Here is a 17,196-nt window from a genome sequence, read left to right as displayed (position 1 = left end):
GCACCGCACCCGACGCGGCCGCCCCGGCCGCCTCGCCCGGCACCGCGCCGGCCGGCCTGGCGGAGGCCGGGCGCGGCGCGACGGTGGCGCTCGCCCACGCCGCCTCGGCGCTGAACGCCGTGCCCACGCTGCTCGGCGAGGGCGCCAACATCGGCTCGAACTCCTTCGTCGTCAGCGGCCAGCACACCGCCTCCGGCAAGCCGCTGCTGGCCAACGACCCCCACCTGAGCCTCAGCGCCCCGGGCGTGTGGTACCAGGTGGGCCTGCACTGCACCGCCAAGCGGCCGGACTGCACCTTCGACGTCGCCGGCTTCAGCTTCTCGGGCATGCCGGGCATCGTCATCGGCCAAAACGCCGACCTCGCCTGGGGACTGACCAACCAGGGCACCGACGTCATGGACCTCACCCTGGAGCGCATCTACGAGGACGGCACCTACCTGCGCGACGGCGCACGCGTCCCCCTCGAGCAGCGGCGCGAGACCATCGACGTCAACGGCGGCGACCCGGTCACCCTGACGGTGAGCAGCACCGCGCACGGCCCCATCGTCTCCGAGGTGCTGCCGAGCACCGGCGTGGCCGGCACCGTGCCGGTGCCCGAGGGGGCCCCGCCCGCGGGGTTCTCCGGCTACGCCGTCGCCCTGCAGTGGACGGCGCTGACGCCGGGGCGGACGGCGGAGGCCGTCTTCGCGCTCAACCGCGCCGCCACCCCCGAGGACGTCGCCGCCGCGGCGGCCCTGCTCGAGGCGCCGGCGCAGAACATCCTCTACGCCACCGCCCGCGGCGACATCGGCTACCAGTCCTCCGGCCGCACCCCGGTGCGCGCCGCGGTGCCGGGCGCGCCCGTGCCCTCCGACGGGTCCTGGCCCCGGCCGGGCTGGGACTCGCGCTACGACTGGCAGGGGTTCGTCGCCCCGCAGGACATGCCGGCCGTGCGCAACCCCGCCGCCGGGTTCATCGTCGCCGCGAACCAGGCGGTGACCGCCGCCGGCCAGGGGCCCTTCCTCACCACCGACTGGGACGAGGGCTACCGCGCCGGGCGCATCCGCCAGCTGATCGAGCAGCGCCTGGACGAGGGCAAGCGCTTCGACGTCCCCGCGATGAACACGATCATGACCGACGACGCCAGCCCCTTCGGCCCCGTGGTCGTCCCGGCGCTGCTCCAGGTCGACGTCGACGACGACTTCGTCGCCCAGGCCGTCGACGAGCTGCGGTCCTGGTCGGCCGAGGGGTTCCCGACGAACACCGACTCCCCGGGCGCCGCCTACTTCAACGCCGTGTGGTCGGCGCTGCTGCAGCTAACCTTCGCCGACGACCTGCCGGCGTCCCAGGCCCCCGACGGCGGGGCCCGGTGGCTGCGGGTGGTCCAGCTCCTGCTCGAGGACCCGCAGAACCCCTGGTGGGACGACCGCACGACGGTCAACGTCGTCGAGGGCCGCGACGAGATCCTGCGCCAGGCGCTGGTCTCCGCCCGCCACCAGCTGACCAACTCCATGGGCAAGAACCCGAAGGACTGGACCTGGGGCCACGTGCACCAGCTGCGCCTGCAGCACCCGGTGCTCGGCGGGGCCACGGTGCCCGAGCCGGTGCGCCGGCTGGTCAACCCGGCCCCCATCGGCGTGCCGGGCGGCAGCGCGGTGGTCAACGCCATGAGCTACAACGCCGCCGCCCGCGACGAGCTCGGCCGGCCCGACTTCTCCGTCACCGCTGGCCCGTCGATGCGGATGGTCGTCGACCTCGCCGACCGGGACGCCTCGACCTGGGTGGCCGGGCCGGGCAACTCCGGGCACCCCGGGTCGCCGCACTACACCGACCAGCTGCGCGCCTGGGCGCGGGGGGAGACCTTCCCCTGGGCGTTCAGCCGGGACGCGGTGGAGCAGGCGGGCACCGAGACGCTCACGCTGGAGCCCGCGGAGGACCGGTAGGTCGCTCAGCGCTCGGTGGCGTCGTCCTCGAAGGAGGCCACCTCGTCCGCCTGCTCGGCCAGCGCCTGGGTCTGGAAGACCGACTTCTCGAGAAGGAACCACTCCTCGGGCGTCATCACGGCCGTCACGGGCTCGTCGTGCGGGGCCACCGGCAGCAGCACGTCGTGGACGAGCTCCTCGCCGTAGACCATCGCGAAGACCGGGATGCCGGGGCGGGCGTGGCGCAGCACCCGGTCGTACCAGCCGCCGCCCTGGCCGAGCCGGGTGCCGGCGGCGTCGATGGCGAGGGCGGGGGCGATGACGACGTCGGCCTCGGCGATGGCCTCGGCCGGCAGCACGTCGCCGGAGGGTTCCGGGGGGCGGCCCGGCGCGCGGACCTGCAGGTCGTCGGTGCCGTGGTAGACCCCCCACGTGCGGGCCAGCCCCGGCCCGAGCACCGGCAGCAGCACCCGGATCCCGGCCCGGCGCAGCGCCTCGAGCACCTCCAGGCTGTTCGGCTCGGTGCCCTGGGAGACGTAGGCCGCCACGCACCGGGCGTCGCCGATCGCCTCCAGCGCGTGGTCGGCGAAGGCGCGGGCGGCCGCCAGCCGCTCCTTCTCCGGCCGCTGGGCGCGGGCCTCGCGCACCAGCTGGCGGAGCATCTGCTTGGCGTCCTCCGCCTCGTAGCCGTCGGTGCGGGGCAGGGAAAGCTGCGGACGCTGCATGCCGCCAGTTTCCCAGCCGGGCCCGCGACGGACCCTCGAACGGCTGGCATTCCGCCCGGAGCGGACAACCTTGACGACGCCACTCCACGGCCGCGGTCCGCAGCGCGCACCACGGCGCCGGGCCGATAATGTCGGCCCCATGGCAGCCAACACCTCTCCCGCGTCCGCGCCCGTTCGGAAGGCGGTGGTCCCGGTCGCCGGCCTGGGCACCCGCTTCGTCCCCGCCACCAAGGCCATCCCCAAGGAGATGCTGCCGGTGGTGGACAAGCCGGCGATCCAGTACGTCGTGGAGGAGATCGCCGCCGCCGGCATCGACGACGCCGTCATGGTCACCGGCCGGGGCAAGGGCGCCATCGAGGACCACTTCGATTCCGCGCCGGAGCTCGAGGGCAAGCTCGAGGCCAAGGGCGACGACGCGCGCCTGGCCGCGGTGCAGGCCTCCACCGGCCTGGCGCACCTGCACTTCGTGCGCCAGGGTGAGCCCAAGGGGCTCGGCCACGCCGTGCTGCAGGGCAAGGACCACGTGGCGGGGGAGCCCTTCGCCGTCCTGCTCGGCGACGACCTCATCGACGAGCGCGAGACCCTGCTCAAGGACATGATCGCCGTGCGCGAGCGGCTCGGCGGGTCCGTCATCGCCCTGCTCGAGGTCGACCCGGCCCAGATCAACCTCTACGGCTGCGCCGCGGTCGAGCCGGTCGAGGGCGCTGCCGGCATCGGCTCGCTCGGCGAGGGCGACGTCGTCCAGGTCACCGAGCTGGTCGAGAAGCCCGCCGTGGACGAGGCGCCCTCCAACCTCGCCGTCATCGGCCGCTACGTGCTCGACCCGGCCGTCTTCGCCGTGCTCGAGCAGACGCCCCCGGGGCGCGGCGGCGAGATCCAGCTGACCGACGCGCTGCAGACCCTCGCGCGGATGGACCCGGCCGAGGGCGGCGGGGTGTACGGGGTGGTCTTCCGCGGCCGCCGCTACGACACCGGCGACAAGCTCGACTACCTCAAGGCCGTCGTGCGGCTGGCCGTCGACCGCGAGGACCTCGGCCCGGACTTCGGTGCCTGGCTGGAGAGCTTCGTCGCCGGCCGCCACGTCGAGCTCGGCTCCGACGCCGGCGCCGCCGGCCGCGCCGCCGAGCCGAGCCCGGGCACGCCGAGCGCCCGGTGAGAAGCGTCCAGGAGCACCTCGCCGCGTGCCTGGCGGCCGTGGGGCCGCTGCCGCCGCTGGACGTGGTGCTCCCCGACGCCGTCGGCTGCATCCTCGCCGAGGACGTCGTGGCCGGCGGGGACCTGCCGGTGGCGGACCTCGCCGGCCTCGACGGGTACGCGGTGCGGGCCGCCGACGTCGTCGAGGCCCGGCCGGACCGGCCGGTCACCCTGCACGTGACCGACGAGCTGCGCGCCGGGCAGGTCGACCAGCTGCGCCTGGTGGGCAGCGCCGCGGTGCGCATCGCCTCCGGTGCGCCCATGCCGATCGAGGCCGACGCCGTCGTGCCGGTGGAGCAGACCGACTTCGGCACCGCCGAGGTCGCCGTGCGCACCGCCGTCCTCAGCGGCGAGAACGTGCGCCGGCGCGCCGAGGACCTGCGTGCCGGGGAGGTGGTGCTGCCCGCTGGGGAGCGCGTGGGCGCCCGCCAGGTGGCCCTGCTCGCCGCCGTCGGGCGCGGGCGGGTCGCCGTGCACCCGCGCCCGCGGGTGGTCATCGTCTCCGTCGGCGACGAGCTGGTCGAGCCCGGCCGGCCGGCCCAGCCCGGGCAGGTCTTCGACGCCAACGGCCACGCCCTGGCCACCGCCGTCCAGGACGCCGGGGCGGCGACGTTCCGGGTGGCGGCGGTGCCGGACGAGCGGCGCGCCCTGCGCGAGACGCTCGAGGACCAGCTCGTGCGCGCCGACCTCGTCATCACCACCGGCGGGCTGAGCTACGGCGCCAACGACACGGTCAAGGAGGTCCTCGCGCCGCTGGGCACGGTCCGGTTCGACAACGTCGCCATGTGGCCCGGGCGCCAGCTCGGCGTCGGGCACATCGGCGAGGGCACCCCGATCTTCTGCCTGCCCGGCGACCCGGTCTCGGTGCAGGTGGCGTTCGAGGCGTTTGTGCGCCCGGCGCTGCGCACCATGGCCGGCTACGCCGAGCTGTACCGGCCCTCGGTGGCCGCCGAGGTGACCGGCGGCTGGTACTCGCCCTACGGGCGGCGCGAGTTCGTGCGCGCGCACGTGACCGGCACCCCGGCGGAGGGGTACCGGGCCGAGCCGGTCGGGGCCCCGGCGTCGCTGCTGCTGTCCGCGCTGGCCCGGTCCAACGCCTTCGCCGTCGTGCCCGAGGACGTCACCGACGTGCGGGCCGGCGACCGGCTGCACTGCCTCCTGCTCGACTCGTGAGCGCCGACGCCTGGCCGGTGCGCTGGCCCCTCACCCTGGCCGAGGACCGGCTGGTGCTGCGCCCGCTGCGCCGCCGCGACCGCGACACCTGGGACCTGCTGCGCCAGCAGAACGCCGCGTGGCTCGAGCGCTGGGAGGCCACCTCGCCCACCGGGGCGCCGCCGACGTCGTTTGGTGCCTACGTGCGGGCGCTGAACCATCAGGCCCGGCAGGGGCGGTCGCTACCCTTCGTCGTCGAGCTCGACGGGGAGATGGTGGGCCAGCTGACGGTCTCCTCCATCACCCGCGGGTCCTTCTGCTCGGCGTCGGTGGGGTACTGGGTGAGCCAGCACGTGGCCGGCCGGGGCGTCATGCCCACGGCGGTGGCCATGGCCTGCGACTACTGCTGGTTCGAGGCGGGGCTGCACCGCATCGAGATCAACATCCGGCCCGAGAACCACCCGTCCCGGCGGGTGGTGGAAAAGCTCGGCTTCCGCGACGAGGGACTGCGGCTGCGGTTCCTGCACATCCAGGGCGAGTGGCGCGACCACCGCTCCTACGCCCTGACCGCCGAGGAGGTCCCCGGCGGGCTGCTGCGGCGCTGGCGCGAGCGGGGCGGCGGGGTCCGGTAGCACCCGCCGTGCTCTATCACCGAAGCCGCTGGTCAGCACCCCGGGAGGCATGGGGCGCCCTCGTGCCCGAAACGTAAGCAGACACGCCGCAAAGGGTCACGTTTCGCGCGGCACGGCGCACCTAGCGTTGAGCCGTGGAGCTTCAGGGATACGTGGTCACCGCGCTGGCCCTGATGCTCTTGTGCTACCTGCTGCCCCAGCTCGTCCGCAGCCGGCAGCTCCTGCTCGACTCCCGCGTGGAGGACCGGTTCTCCGGCGACCTGCGGGTCCTGGCCACCGCCGGGGCCGGCGCGCCGGGGGCGGCCTCCGCCGGCCACGCACCGCACCACGGCCAGCCCGCGGCGCGGCCGTACCTGCACGATCCTGCCCGACGACCGGAGGCACCCGCCGTGAACAGGCCTCACGCCCGCACCGAGCGTCCCAGCGACGACGCCCGGGCGCTGGCGGCCGCCCGCGCCGCCCGCGCGGCTCGCGTCTCCCGCCGGGCGGCCGCCATCCGCCGGCGCCAGATCCTCACCACCGTGCTGCTGGTGCTCGCGGTGGGCGCGTGGGTCGCCGTGGCGCTCAAGGTCCTGCCCTGGCCGGTCGCGGCGGCGCCGACGCTGCTGCTGGTCACCGTGCTCGAGCTCGGCCGGCGCACCGCCGTCAAGGCCCGCGCCCACGACCGGCGTGACCGCGCCGAGATGGCCCGACTGGAGGAGCGGCTGCGCGCCCTCTCCGCCCGCGAGGGCGACGGCGCCCCCCGGCAGCCGCGTCCCGTCGCCCGCCCGGCGGGCCGGCCCTCTGCACGTGCGACGACTCCCGCCCGCGCTGCGGCGTCCCGGGCGACGGCCCGCCCGGACGTGGTCACGCCGGCTCGCACGGCTGCGGTGTTGTCGGAGGACGACGACGTCGCCGCCGCCCCTCCGGCCGCCGTCTCACCGGCTGTAGCCGGATCGCCCGGTGCGGCCGTGTCTCCGGCGGATGCAGTCTCGCCCGCCGTCGCGGTCTCTCCGGCCACCGTCGTCTCGCCGATGTCGCCGCCGTCGGCCCTCTCCGCCGCCTCGCCCGCCGTGGCAGCGTCGCCCGCCTCGCCCGCCGTGGCAGCGTCGCCCGCGACCGCCGCCGCGTCGGCTGCCTCTCCGGCCGAGGTCGCCGTCCCCGCGGTCGACGGCGAGGCCGAGGCCCCGGTAGCCAGCCCGTGGACGCCGGTGCCGGTGCCCGTCCCCACCTACACGCTCAAGCCCGCCGCGCCGCGCCGCGACGTCGCCCCGTACGTCGATGCGCCGTCCGAGGCCACCGTGGCCGTGCCTCAGCGGCCCACCACGGCCTCGCCCGCCGCCGCGGCGGCCGCGCTGACGGAGCCCGTGGCCGTCACGCTCGACCTGGACGCCGTGCTCGCGCGGCGACGCGCCGCGGGGGAGTGAGTGGCGAACGCCACCTCGAGCCTGCCCGTTCCGATTTCACACGGCGGGGCGAGCCGGTGCTAAACTCGTCGTGCTCGCGTTGAGCGGGCGATGGGGCTATGGCGCAGTTGGTAGCGCGTCTCGTTCGCAATGAGAAGGTCGGGGGTTCGAATCCCCCTAGCTCCACTCCTTGAAGGCCGTTGGTTCGGGTGAAAGCCCAGATCAGCGGCCTTCGGCATTCCCGGGAGTCCTCGACAGAGAGGACGTCGAGACCCGTGATTCCACGCGAGATTCCACGCGTACCTGTATCACCGCTGCTCAGCGATGCCCACGAACGACCACCGTCGCTGGTGGTCGGTGCGCACCTGACGGTCATGAGCGAGAAGAAGGAACCCCCACTCGACCGCACCCCGATGTGGACGCTCGACGAGCTGTGCGCGAAGCTCCACACCACTCCCGCCACCGTGCACACCTGGCGTAAACGAGGCACCGCCCCCAAGGCGTACCGCATCGGTCGGCACCTCCTCTTCGAGGAGGCCGACGTCCGCGCCTGGCTGGAGACCCGAGCCGCGACGCCGGACCACAAGTCACGGTCCGGCACCGATTCGGGGTGGTGACCGGGATGGCTCACGACAGGCTCGGGCCGGGCGAGCACGGCGAGATCTTCATCTCGCGGCACAAGAGCGGGTCGTACCAGGCGCGTGTGCGCATTCGCCTGCTCAACGGCGAGGTCACCCAGGTCTCCCGGAACCGGAAGAGCGGGTCGGCTGCGCGCTTGGCGGTGCAGGCCGAAATCGACACCTTGCTCAACGCGCCCAGGGGCTCGGCTCAGCTCAAACCGGACAGCAGGGTCGGCCTGGCTGCCCGCCAGTGGATCGATGACCTGCGGCTGCAATCAACCTGGCCCAATCCGCCTCGGCGCCCACAGACAGTCGACGAGTATGAGCGGCTGTTGGGTACGCACCTGATCCCGAAGCTGAGCAAGTATCGGCTGAACGAGCTGACGACGGCGGTCTGCCAGGACTGGGTCAACTCGATCATCGAGGCGGGCAAGTCGGGACCACACGACATGGTGGTGACGGCTGCACAGGCACGCGGCGCGTTCAAGGCGGTGCTCGACCGCGCGATCGTGCACGACGCCCTGCGGTACAACCCCATGGACAAGACAACTACCCCGAAGCGCAAGGTGCCCGATCCGAAAGCCATGACGGTGACCGACGTCTATCGCCTCCGGAAGGCGGTCCGCGACTGGGAGTGCGCGCGTGTCGGGCGACCCGGCCCGCGCCCCACTGGACACGTCCCCGCAGCAATCGACGTGATGCTCGGCACTGGGCTGCGAATCGGTGAGGTCCTCGCGCTCAACTGGGGGGAGGTCAACCTGAGCCGTGACGGGCTTCCGACCATCGCCGTGGACGCGACCCTCGTCGACATCAAAGGACAGGGCACGGTCCGCCAGGAGATGCCGAAGACCGATGCCGGCAGGCGGACCATCATCATCCCGCAGTTCACGGTCGAGTCCCTGGAGGCGATCCGACCGCCGGTCACCCAGCCGGATACGCCAGTGTTCCCATCGCGGCAGCTCAGGGCTGGTCGCGCATCGATGAAGCCACAGACACCCCACAACGTTCGCCGGTCCCTCCGTGCCGCGCTCGAGATCGCGAACATGACGGGCGAGGTCCATCCGCACCTGCTGCGATCGACCGTCGCGACCTTTGTCGCGCGAGAGCGGGGGATGGCCGACGCCGCCGCCCTGCTCGGGCACAAGGTCAACGGTGGGGTCACGGCCCGGCACTACATCGAGCGGCTGCGGCTTGCACCCGACACCTCCGCCGTGCTGCAGGCCATGGTCGAGATCGGCGAGGAGGCAGCAGCCAAGGAGACCGACCGATCCAAGACGCGCACCGCCGATCCCGGCGCCGGTGCGCCGTCGGCCACCGCCGAGAAGGTGGCGGTGGTCGACGAGGACTCTGGGTGGTGACGGCGGTCTTTCCGTCACAGGCCGGACGCAGGACCTTGGACATCATGGCCGGGCCCATGCCAACCGGATAGGCCGATCCCGGGGTACGTGACAGGCCCCGAGCGAAGTCGTTGTCCGCGGGACAGGTACCGGTCAACATCGTTGACCGCGTTCGGCCGGATGCCGTGGGACGGGGCAGGCTCTCGTGCCGGCGTCATCGTCAGCCCGTTGTGCAGCGCCTCCGCGGTGAGTTGCTCGAAGGCCGCGCGCAGCTCGACGGCGAATCGGTTGCGGTCGCCGGTGAGGGCCAGGTTCGTCGGTGGCGGTGACGTCGGGTCATAGGTGGCCCGGCCGAGCATGCGGTCGGGCCGGGTGTCGAAGTAGGTGTTGATGGTTACCCTTGCCCCGTCGAGATTGATACCGGGCGCCGTCTCGAAGTTGGCCCCACGTTGGGGCTCTCCCGGATGGCGACGACGGAACAGGAGCAGGTCGGTGGGCAGGTCGGTGCCGGGTTGGTGCCGGTGCGCTCCCGACGGCAGGCGAACGGCGCCGACGAGGTCGGCCATGGACGCGATCTCCCGCCGTGCAATGCTGACGGGGTCATCCATCAGGTCGTGCGAGGCGAGCAGTGCACTGAGCCCGCCGGGGCGGGTGCCACGCACGGTGAGAATCGCCAGGGCGACCTGGTCGGCACGCCGGGCGACAATGTTCGACGGGTCGCGCAGCGTGACGTCGTTTACCGGCATGGAGGTGATCGCGAGGTCAATCTCATCGGGCCCCTGCCAGCCCGGGTGCACGTTGAGTGGCCGAACTGGGGCGTGGTCAGGTCCGACGACCGCTGTCCCGGAGGCGCCGCCGGGCCACCGTCCGGGTGCCAGGCCGAGAAATGTCGCGGCGTCCTCTCCTCCTGCCAGCACCCGCCCTGAGGTGAAGCCGAGGGTGCGAAAGGCCGTCCACAGCTCACGCGCGATCGCGGCGTGAGCAGCGGCCGGGCTGGTACTGCGGTGCTCGCGCAGCGCGGCGAGATCGGCTGCCCGGCGCAGGTCCCGCGAAGGCCGGGTGCTCATGCCTCGCCTCCGTGCTGGTAGCGGTTTTGGATAGTGGCGTGCCGGGCGTGCTGTCGGGCGCGGGCACGGTCGGCGATGTCGTCGGCGACGAACCTCGCGAAGTCCTCATCGCGGTTGGTGATGACTCGCTCTTCCGGAATGTCGGCCGGCTCGTCTCCGGGCCAGGTCGTAGTCCGGGTGGGGCGGTCGCGGTCCAGGCGGGTGCCGGAGGTGGCCACCCACTCGCGTAGTCGGTTGCGGGCGTCCGCGAAGTCGCGGTGCCAGGCCATCGGGGCCGACGGGGACGCGTCCGACTCGTAGCATGCGAGCCAGTGGGTGTGAAGCGCGGACAACTCCCAGACCAACTCGTCGTGGCGGTGCCATAGCGGCGGGATCACGGTCGGCGGCAGTCCGTACGTGTTGCGCAGCCAGTTGACCCATACGTTCAGGTCTAGCCACGCGATCTGTGCCGTCTCCGGGGACAGAAGATTCCAGTTGATCGGGCGGAGCGGCTCCTCGCCCTCCTCCATGGGCAGGGCCGGGCCCGACATCGGTCCGCCCGATCCGGTGGCGAGCAGGTCTAGCCCGTCCTCGGGCAGCAGTGTTGGTTGGCCGGCGAACGGCCAACCAACACCCTCGGGGATTCCTTCGCTCATGGCGATCACCGCCCTGTGACCGCGCTCGACAGGTTGAGCGTGTCCGCCCGCATACGGGGGCGCTCGACGACATACCGGGTGCGGACGGCGTCGTGCCCGACGTGGTAGGCAACAAACAGCTCCCGCTGTCTTGCGATTCCGTCCACGTTGGGCTGGTCCATGCGAACGGCACCGGCGGCGATGACCTTGTCACCCTTCCTGAACCGCGCGAACAGCTCCTGGGCGACTTCGTCGAACGTGACCAGCGTGCAGTACGTGGCCTTGAGCGGCGTGTATCCACCATCGGGGTTGCGCCGCCAGTGCGGCAGCCGCACCCGAACCTGCACACGAGTCCCGCCCCGAGCCGTGGGCTTGGGACGCGGGATCGGGTCGGCGACGAACCCGACCAGGCACTGCTTGATGGGGATGGACATGGCGGCTCCCTATGTCAGCGGCACCCTTGGACGGGTACCGCGCTTACGGACTAGGTGTGAGCTGCCCGCCGGCCGCGACCGCGACCCCGGCGGCCTGGAGACAAGCCGAGTGCCTGGAGCAGGCAAGGGGCGAGGGCGTGACGCCTCTAGGCACGTGAATGCGCCTTGCTCGCACCGTCGTCGAAAACCTCGAGCCCCAGTTGGCGTTGTCACCTGTCCGTCCCTTGGCGCAGCGTGTTCTCGACCGCACGTCGTTCGGCCGCGAGCTGGTCCGCATCGGCTCTGGCGGTCCAGGGGCGCATTCGGGTGATCATCGGCGAGGCTGCCCGCAGGAGGGTGAGCGCGGTCCCGAACGGCATCGTTCGGATCGCCTCGGGCGGCATGACGGGCACCCGGCGTGTGGACCGCTGCACGGAACGGGAGCCGCCGTCGCCCACCGATACCGTGTCTGTGCGCTCGTCGCGCTCTCCGATGAGGGCGGACAGGTCTTGCAGGTCGCGGGCCACGGCGCCGCCGCCGAGCACGATCTTGACGATCGCGGCGTCCCACATGGTGCCGGCCCTCTGGTCACCCCACTTGCCGCGGGCCTGGGCGAGGGACTGCAGGACGGCCATGGGCGTGATCCCGGTGCCGCCGCCGTCGGACATCAGGTCAGGCAGGGACGGGATGGGGGCGAGGTTGCCGATCTCGTCCAGGGCAAGCAGGAGCGGCGGGTCCAGGCGCGCGCCCGGTGAGCGGGCGGCGAGTCGCTTGGCGGTCTCGACGAGGTCTTCGATGAATGCGGCGACGAGCGGCCCGGCGGCTCCGGCGCCGGCGGAGGTGGCCAACAGGTAGAGGGTGCCGTTGTCTCGCAGGAAGGTCACGGGGTCGAACTGCTCACCGCGGGATGGTGAGACGGCGTCCATCACACGCGGGTCGGCCAGGGACCGCAGCGCCAGTGAGACCCCCATCCAGACGGAGTCGCGGGTGCGGGGGTCGGCGTGGATCGTCGATTCCAGCGCGTCCGACCAGCCGGGCGCGGCGTCCGGATGGGAGGAGAGGATAGCGACGGCGTCGGCCGCGGCGGACGGGGACAGGGACCAGGCGAACAGCTCGCGGGCTCCGTATCCGCCGAGCGCCGCAGCGTGCAGGAGTTGTTCGAGCGCGGCGGCGGTCTTGCCTTCCCAGAAGCCGCCGGATTCGACTCCGCCCGTCGACAACCCAGTGGACGATGCGAGTCCTTGGGCGCGGGTCATTGCCGTCTGCGGGGACTGGCACCCGCGCACGGGGGACCAGCGCAGTCCGGCGGTGATGCCCTCAGCCAGATGCTGGGGGTCGAAGACGGCGACGGGACCAACTCGGCGGCGGGCGGTGATGGTGGTGGTGAGGTTGTCCGGGCGGGTGGAGGTCGTGATGACGGCTCCCGGCGCGTCAAGGATCGCATTGATGACGATGTGCAGGCCTTTGCCGGAGCGGGGCGGGCCGAGCAACAGCATCGAGTCCTCGACCGAGGCCCATACCTCCTTGCCCTGGCATCGTCCGAGGAAGTAGCCGATCTCGTGCGGTTCGGGCCGCTCGAGCGAGGGCCGGAGGTTCTTCGATTTGGCCAAGTGCGCCTTGGCCGAGGCGATCCTGACTACCTCCCGAGGGGTGGCCGTCCCCGGCACCTGCCGCGCGTCCTTGATCGGCGCGCGCAGGAATCCGATGAGCTTCCATATGACCCAGACGGTGACGGCGAGCAGCACCACCATGAGGCCAACCACAACCCAGAAGACGAGCCGGTTGAGCCCCGGAGCGTCGAGCGCGCTGGCGGGGTCCCCCGGATGGAGCAGAACCCGGACGCCGGCCTCCGCCCCGCCGCCCGGTGGGGCGGTGCGGGTGAGGAGCGCGGCCACGGTGCCCGCCACGCGGAGCAGACCAGCCAGGCCCGCGAGCAGGACCACGGCGATCAGGCCGAGGTTGGTCAGTTCATCGCCAGCGCTGCGCGCCCCGACCTGGCTGCTCATGCGGGACCCCAGCCGGTCTCGTCGCGGGGGTCGGAGACGACGATCGTGCCGGACGTCTGCCCGAACAGGACCAGCGGTCTGGGAGCTCGCGCGAGCAGCGATGGCGGCATGCGCAAAGACGCGTGTCCGTGAGCGTCGGCGTGCTGGGTCGAGACGACCACGGCCACGCTGACCTGCTCGCCAGGCAGGAACCCGGATCCGAGGACGCCGAACCCGAACGGAGGCGCGGCCGGTCCAGCAGTGCCCGGGGCCGCTGACTGCGCGATCGGCGCATCCTTGCGCTGCGGGGAAGCGGCAGGAGTGGGCGGGGTGACGATGTCGGTGAACGGCTGGGTGCCGTCCTGGCTGACCTCGACGCGGATGGGGCAATTCAGCTCGGCGGCGATGCCGTCGACGACGCGCTGCAGGTCTTTGGCGCGCAGCGGCCGGGTCGTCTCGGGCGCCTGCACCGGGGATCCGTCCACGGTGACGTCCAGGTGCCCGGTGGCGTCGATACGGGCGAGGACGTGCGGCAACACCACCGGCACTTTCGTCTGCGGGCGCCTCACAACGTCACCACCTGACGTGATGGTGGTGCCGGCCTCGCGCCGGTGCGCTGCGAGGGCTGCGGAACCTGCTGCAGGCCGGGGGGTGCGCCGTCGGCGACTTGAAGCGTGTCGAGCCGGTCGAGAATCTGAACTGCCATCGCCCGCACGCGGGAGGCCGTGGAGGCCACCAGCTCTAGCGGACTTCGTCCCTTGACGCTGTTCGCCCAGCCGGCCACGTAGGGGACCGTGTACTGCGAGCTGTCGACGCCGTGGGCGGCGAGCGTCATCAGCGCGACGCTCTCGGCCTCGACCTCCGCGATCCCGCGATGGCTCGGACCGTCCTCACTGGCCCCCTGCAACACGTGCCCCAGCTCGTGGGCGAGGGTCTTGCAGCGAGCCAGCTCGTCCATGTTCTCGCGGATCGAGACGATCTTCGTGGCGAAGTTCGTCAGCCCGTTCGCCCCGCCGATCGTGGCCGCATCCGGCACGTGGCTAAGCCGGTACCCCTGGTTCAAGACCTGGGATACGAGCCCGTCCCACAGGCCTTCGGGGGCCTGTCCTTCTAGGAGCTGGGGCACGGGCAGCAGTGGGATCGGGTCGCCCTCAGTCTGGGAGACGTCCCAGACATAGGTCGGACGGACGTTGACGAGTCTTGACTTGAGGGTTTCGCCGTCGGGGGGGCCTTTGCCTCGTTCCAACCGCCGCCACGACCCGGGGTTAGCAGGGTCATCCGATACGTATCTAGCGGTGACCGGCGCGAGGATCATGTACCCGGCCTGGCCCTTGACCACGTGCCGGCCCAGCCTCTGCCACTGGCGATAGCCGGCGACGTAGGTCGGCGTCGCACTGGGCACGCGGCCGGAGTCATAGGCGTCGTTGTGGGCCAGCCAGATCAGCAGCGTGTTGTTGAAACTGTGTGAGCGGAAACGTGCGGCGAACTCGATCGCGCGCTGGAACTCCGCCCCATTCATCAGGGCGCTCAGGGCATCGGCCAGCTTGGCCCGCGCTTCGTCGAGCTTCGCCTCCCGGGCGGCCACCTTGTCCGCGCCCGAGATCGACTTGCGGTACATCGTCTTCCCTCCCTTGCGAGCGATCTTCTGCAAGGGAGGTGTGTTGGGCGCCCCGAGCGGTCGGAATCCTGGGTTCAAGCGCACGGTGGTTGTTTCGAACGAGCGTTCGAGGGTGGCGGTATCGTGGTTCGCATGTCAGTCGAGCAGGTGCCGCTGAGCGAGCAGGCATACAGCCTCGGGCCCGCCCAGTACGGCACGCCGGTCCGCCCGGCGGGGGAGCCGCTGCCGATCACCGCGTGGATCCACACTCGGAAGGGTCACCAGCTCGTCGACGGCGTAGCGCTGGCCTGGACAGAGAAGGCGGTCCGGGTGCGCTACGTCGACGGCCACGGCCGCGAAGGATTCGCCTGGGTCTGGGCCAACGCCGTCACCCGAAGATTGCCGAGCGTGGGGGCGTGAACTGCCGGTTGTGGTAGCAGCCCCGCGTGCTCGGGCGCGAACCGTCCGGTCTTAAGCTCGATGGTGGCGTCGTAGCCTGGCGCGTGCTCGCTCGGATCACAGTCCCCGGGCACGCCGGCCAGTCTCGAACAGTCTCTCCTCGTCAGGATGGAGTTGGTGCTGGGCGAGAAACGACCGGTCCCGGATGCGCCAGAGCCCCTGCCCAACGCCGAGGGTGGGCAGCAGGGACACCTCGGTGCGATTCAGCCCGAGAGCGGCGGCGGTGGGGCCGAGCTGGTCGGTCTCCTGGCGGTAGATGATCCGGGTCTCCGCGTTCGCAAGCAGGCTAGAGGCCAGGGCGCGGTTGGCGGTGCCGAGGTCGCCAACGTTGTCGAGGTCGGACAGCTTGTGAAACACGAGCATGTTCGCGATGCCGTAGTGCCGCGCCAGGCGCCAGTGGGCGTCCATGCGCCGCAGCAGTGCGGGGTGCTGCATGAGCCGCCAGGCCTCGTCGTAGACGACCCACCGTTGCCCACCGTCGGGGTCGAGCAGGGCCGCTTCCATCCACGCTGACGCGCAGGTCATGAGCACCGAGATAAGCGTGGAGTTCTCCGTGACCCGCGACAGGTCCAGGGAGATCATCGGCAGGCCCGGGTCGAACGCGACGGTCGAGGGGCCGTCGAAGAGTCCGGCGAGGTCCCCTGCCACGAGGCGGCGCAGTGCGTGGCCGGCGTGTCGGCCGTCCTCGCTCAGGCGCCCCTCCAGGTCGTCTCGGCTATCCGGGTGGAGCAGGTGGGCGACGACGTCGGGCAGGACCGGCACGTCTCTCGCGCGGAGGGTGGCGCTCAGGGCGGTGTCGATCGCGGTGTGCTCGAGCGGAGTGAGGCGTCGCTCCAGCACGGTTTCGGCGAGGGCACCGAGCAGGTCGCGGCGTCGAGCGCCGACCTGTGCCGCCCAGGTGTGGTCGTCGATCCCCGCGGGGCGGTGGCCTTCGTCGAGGGGGTTGAGCCGGTGGGTCATGCCGTGGCCCAGCTTGATCGCGCGTCCCCCGACGGCCTCGGCGACCGGAGTGTGCTCGCCCTTGGGGTCGCCAGGCACGTACACGCGCCGCCCGAACGGGATGGACCGGGTGTACAGGGACTTGGCCAGCGCGGACTTGCCGGAGCCGACGATCCCGGCCAGGACCACGTTGGGGGCGGTGAGGAGGCCCCGGGAGTACAGCACCCAGGGGTCGTAGACGAACGAGGAGCCGGAGTAGAGGTCCTGTCCGACGAAGACTCCGTCGGCGCCGAGGCCGCCCTCGGCCAGGAACGGGTATGCGCCAGCCCAGGTGGCCGACGTGTCCTGGTGTCGGGGCATCCGCAGCCGACCTGGCGTGCGCAGCCCAGCCGGGCCGGGCTCGCCAGCGGCGGGCAGGAGCACTGTGGAGCGTCGTTCGGCCAGCTCGGCTTCCCGCTTGGCCTTAGCCTGGGCGGCACGCTCGGCCCGGTCGCGCGCCGCCACCTGTGCGGCCGCTCGGCGCCGGGCCTTCCGCAGCCGGCGGCGCTCTCCGTCGGGAGAGACCAGAACCGCCGCGTGCAGCCGCTGCCGGCTCACAGGGAGTGTCCGGGGCCGTCCGGGCGGCGGCTCACGCGCCGGAACGCCTCCTCTAGCGACACCGGCTCCTGCGGATCCCGTCGGGAGGCCGGAACCGACGCCCCCTCCCGACTCGGCTCGATCCGCTCGGGCCACCGGATTGCACCAGAGTGTTGAGCTGCCACGTCCAGGTGCGCCTCGACCTGCCCGAGCAGCCGGGCGGCCTGGCGCAGCTCGGCGGCGGCTGCCAGGGCGTGCCTCCGCCCGGTGGCCGGGCTGTCGTTCTCACCGCGTGCCTTGTCGCAGGCGTCGCGGTGCACGGAGGAAACCTGGTCGAGCACCTGCTCGAGACGGCAGGCGGTCGAAAGCAGCTCAGTCACCACGTCGTAGGAGTCAGCAAGCCTGTCGCCGAAGGCTCGCGTCGCGTGCGCCAGCGCCCTCGCGGCCTCCGCCGCCTCCTGTGCCGAGCGGACAGGGTTGTCGTAGTCGGGCATAAGGCCTCCTCAGCCGAGCCGGTGGTCATCTGGCAGGTGTGACACCTTCTCCACCCCTGCGGGCGGGGCAGTCGGCACGATGGCGAGATTCGGTCCGCAACCAGCG

General features: G+C 72.3%; 17 protein-coding genes and 1 tRNA gene. 9 read left to right on the top strand and 9 right to left on the bottom strand.

The window, feature by feature from the left end; all coding sequences use genetic code 11:
• On the top strand, positions 1-1,922 hold a 1,922-nt coding region (locus GD970_RS10015), incomplete at its 5' end, for a penicillin acylase family protein (protein WP_152202741.1).
• Positions 1,923-1,927: 5 nt separating this feature from the next.
• Here the strand turns inward: GD970_RS10015 and GD970_RS10010 are convergent.
• Entirely contained in the window at positions 1,928-2,626 is a 699-nt protein-coding gene (locus GD970_RS10010) for a 5-formyltetrahydrofolate cyclo-ligase (protein WP_152202740.1), read from the bottom strand.
• A 139-nt stretch (positions 2,627-2,765) separates the two neighbouring features.
• Here GD970_RS10010 and GD970_RS10005 point away from each other — a divergent pair, with 139 nt between their 5' ends.
• The 7 genes from GD970_RS10005 (at position 2,766) to GD970_RS09970 (ending at position 8,967) form a co-directional block, all read left to right on the top strand.
• Positions 2,766-3,782, top strand: a complete 1,017-nt coding sequence (locus GD970_RS10005; protein ID WP_152202739.1) for a UTP--glucose-1-phosphate uridylyltransferase — start codon at positions 2,766-2,768, stop codon at positions 3,780-3,782.
• The gene (gene glp, locus GD970_RS09995; protein ID WP_152202738.1) at positions 3,779-4,993 is read left to right on the top strand and encodes a molybdotransferase-like divisome protein Glp; all 1,215 of its coding nucleotides are present in this window, start codon (positions 3,779-3,781) and stop codon (positions 4,991-4,993) included. The genes GD970_RS10005 and glp overlap by 4 nt, the downstream gene beginning before the upstream one ends.
• Entirely contained in the window at positions 4,990-5,604 is a 615-nt protein-coding gene (locus GD970_RS09990) for a GNAT family N-acetyltransferase (protein ID WP_226925264.1), read from the top strand. Before glp ends, GD970_RS09990 begins: the two co-directional genes overlap by 4 nt.
• A 134-nt stretch (positions 5,605-5,738) precedes the next feature.
• Positions 5,739-7,010, top strand: a complete 1,272-nt coding sequence (locus GD970_RS21610; RefSeq protein ID WP_155524128.1) for a hypothetical protein — start codon at positions 5,739-5,741, stop codon at positions 7,008-7,010.
• Between the two features lie 92 nt (positions 7,011-7,102).
• A tRNA-Ala gene (locus GD970_RS09980) sits at positions 7,103-7,175 on the top strand.
• A gap of 188 nt (positions 7,176-7,363) precedes the next feature.
• On the top strand, positions 7,364-7,606 hold the full coding sequence (locus GD970_RS09975; RefSeq protein WP_152202737.1) for a helix-turn-helix transcriptional regulator: 243 nt from the start codon (positions 7,364-7,366) through the stop codon (positions 7,604-7,606).
• 5 nt (positions 7,607-7,611) lie between these two features.
• Positions 7,612-8,967 (top strand): tyrosine-type recombinase/integrase, encoded by a 1,356-nt coding sequence (locus tag GD970_RS09970; protein WP_152202736.1) that lies wholly within the window; start codon positions 7,612-7,614, stop codon positions 8,965-8,967.
• A 14-nt stretch (positions 8,968-8,981) separates the two neighbouring features.
• On the opposite strand, the gene GD970_RS09965 is transcribed toward GD970_RS09970, so the two are convergent.
• The 6 genes from GD970_RS09965 to GD970_RS09940 form a co-directional block, all read right to left on the bottom strand.
• Positions 8,982-10,013: a hypothetical protein gene (locus GD970_RS09965; RefSeq protein ID WP_152202735.1), complete on the bottom strand. Its 1,032-nt coding sequence runs from the start codon at positions 10,011-10,013 to the stop codon at positions 8,982-8,984.
• On the bottom strand, positions 10,010-10,543 hold the full coding sequence (locus GD970_RS09960; RefSeq protein WP_152202748.1) for a hypothetical protein: 534 nt from the start codon (positions 10,541-10,543) through the stop codon (positions 10,010-10,012). The genes GD970_RS09965 and GD970_RS09960 overlap by 4 nt, the downstream gene beginning before the upstream one ends.
• A 110-nt stretch (positions 10,544-10,653) precedes the next feature.
• Positions 10,654-11,061, bottom strand: coding sequence for a single-stranded DNA-binding protein (locus GD970_RS09955; protein ID WP_152202734.1), 408 nt, complete (start codon positions 11,059-11,061; stop codon positions 10,654-10,656).
• A gap of 209 nt (positions 11,062-11,270) precedes the next feature.
• Positions 11,271-13,046, bottom strand: a complete 1,776-nt coding sequence (locus GD970_RS09950; protein ID WP_152202733.1) for a type IV secretory system conjugative DNA transfer family protein — start codon at positions 13,044-13,046, stop codon at positions 11,271-11,273.
• Entirely contained in the window at positions 13,043-13,564 is a 522-nt protein-coding gene (locus GD970_RS09945; protein WP_152202732.1) for a hypothetical protein, read from the bottom strand. The genes GD970_RS09950 and GD970_RS09945 overlap by 4 nt, the downstream gene beginning before the upstream one ends.
• A gap of 26 nt (positions 13,565-13,590) precedes the next feature.
• Positions 13,591-14,643: an ArdC-like ssDNA-binding domain-containing protein gene (locus GD970_RS09940; RefSeq protein WP_152202731.1), complete on the bottom strand. Its 1,053-nt coding sequence runs from the start codon at positions 14,641-14,643 to the stop codon at positions 13,591-13,593.
• Positions 14,644-14,775: 132 nt separating this feature from the next.
• On the opposite strand from GD970_RS09940, the gene GD970_RS09935 reads away from it, so the two are divergent.
• Positions 14,776-15,042: a hypothetical protein gene (locus tag GD970_RS09935; RefSeq protein WP_152202730.1), complete on the top strand. Its 267-nt coding sequence runs from the start codon at positions 14,776-14,778 to the stop codon at positions 15,040-15,042.
• A gap of 96 nt (positions 15,043-15,138) precedes the next feature.
• On the opposite strand, the gene GD970_RS09930 is transcribed toward GD970_RS09935, so the two are convergent.
• Entirely contained in the window at positions 15,139-16,380 is a 1,242-nt protein-coding gene (locus tag GD970_RS09930; RefSeq protein WP_226925263.1) for a TraC family protein, read from the bottom strand.
• Positions 16,381-16,613: 233 nt separating this feature from the next.
• Positions 16,614-17,090 (bottom strand): hypothetical protein, encoded by a 477-nt coding sequence (locus GD970_RS09925; RefSeq protein WP_152202728.1) that lies wholly within the window; start codon positions 17,088-17,090, stop codon positions 16,614-16,616.
• Positions 17,091-17,196: the final 106 nt, after the last annotated feature.

Source organism: Georgenia thermotolerans, from assembly GCF_009193185.1.
GTDB lineage: Bacteria > Actinomycetota > Actinomycetes > Actinomycetales > Actinomycetaceae > Georgenia > Georgenia thermotolerans.
Note: the sequence above shows the minus strand (reverse complement) of the source record. Positions and strands in the feature narration are given on the sequence as shown.

Coding starts and splice junctions, on each gene's coding strand:
- GD970_RS10010 (WP_152202740.1), bottom strand. CDS start 2,626: ATGCAGCGTCCGCAGCTTTCCCTGCCCCGCACCGACGGCTACGAGGCG.
- GD970_RS10005 (WP_152202739.1), top strand. CDS start 2,766: ATGGCAGCCAACACCTCTCCCGCGTCCGCGCCCGTTCGGAAGGCGGTG.
- GD970_RS09975 (WP_152202737.1), top strand. CDS start 7,364: ATGAGCGAGAAGAAGGAACCCCCACTCGACCGCACCCCGATGTGGACG.
- GD970_RS09970 (WP_152202736.1), top strand. CDS start 7,612: ATGGCTCACGACAGGCTCGGGCCGGGCGAGCACGGCGAGATCTTCATC.
- GD970_RS09965 (WP_152202735.1), bottom strand. CDS start 10,013: ATGAGCACCCGGCCTTCGCGGGACCTGCGCCGGGCAGCCGATCTCGCC.
- GD970_RS09960 (WP_152202748.1), bottom strand. CDS start 10,543: ATGTCGGGCCCGGCCCTGCCCATGGAGGAGGGCGAGGAGCCGCTCCGC.
- GD970_RS09955 (WP_152202734.1), bottom strand. CDS start 11,061: ATGTCCATCCCCATCAAGCAGTGCCTGGTCGGGTTCGTCGCCGACCCG.
- GD970_RS09950 (WP_152202733.1), bottom strand. CDS start 13,046: ATGAGCAGCCAGGTCGGGGCGCGCAGCGCTGGCGATGAACTGACCAAC.
- GD970_RS09940 (WP_152202731.1), bottom strand. CDS start 14,643: ATGTACCGCAAGTCGATCTCGGGCGCGGACAAGGTGGCCGCCCGGGAG.
- GD970_RS09935 (WP_152202730.1), top strand. CDS start 14,776: ATGTCAGTCGAGCAGGTGCCGCTGAGCGAGCAGGCATACAGCCTCGGG.
- GD970_RS09930 (WP_226925263.1), bottom strand. CDS start 16,380: ATGCCCCGACACCAGGACACGTCGGCCACCTGGGCTGGCGCATACCCG.
- GD970_RS09925 (WP_152202728.1), bottom strand. CDS start 17,090: ATGCCCGACTACGACAACCCTGTCCGCTCGGCACAGGAGGCGGCGGAG.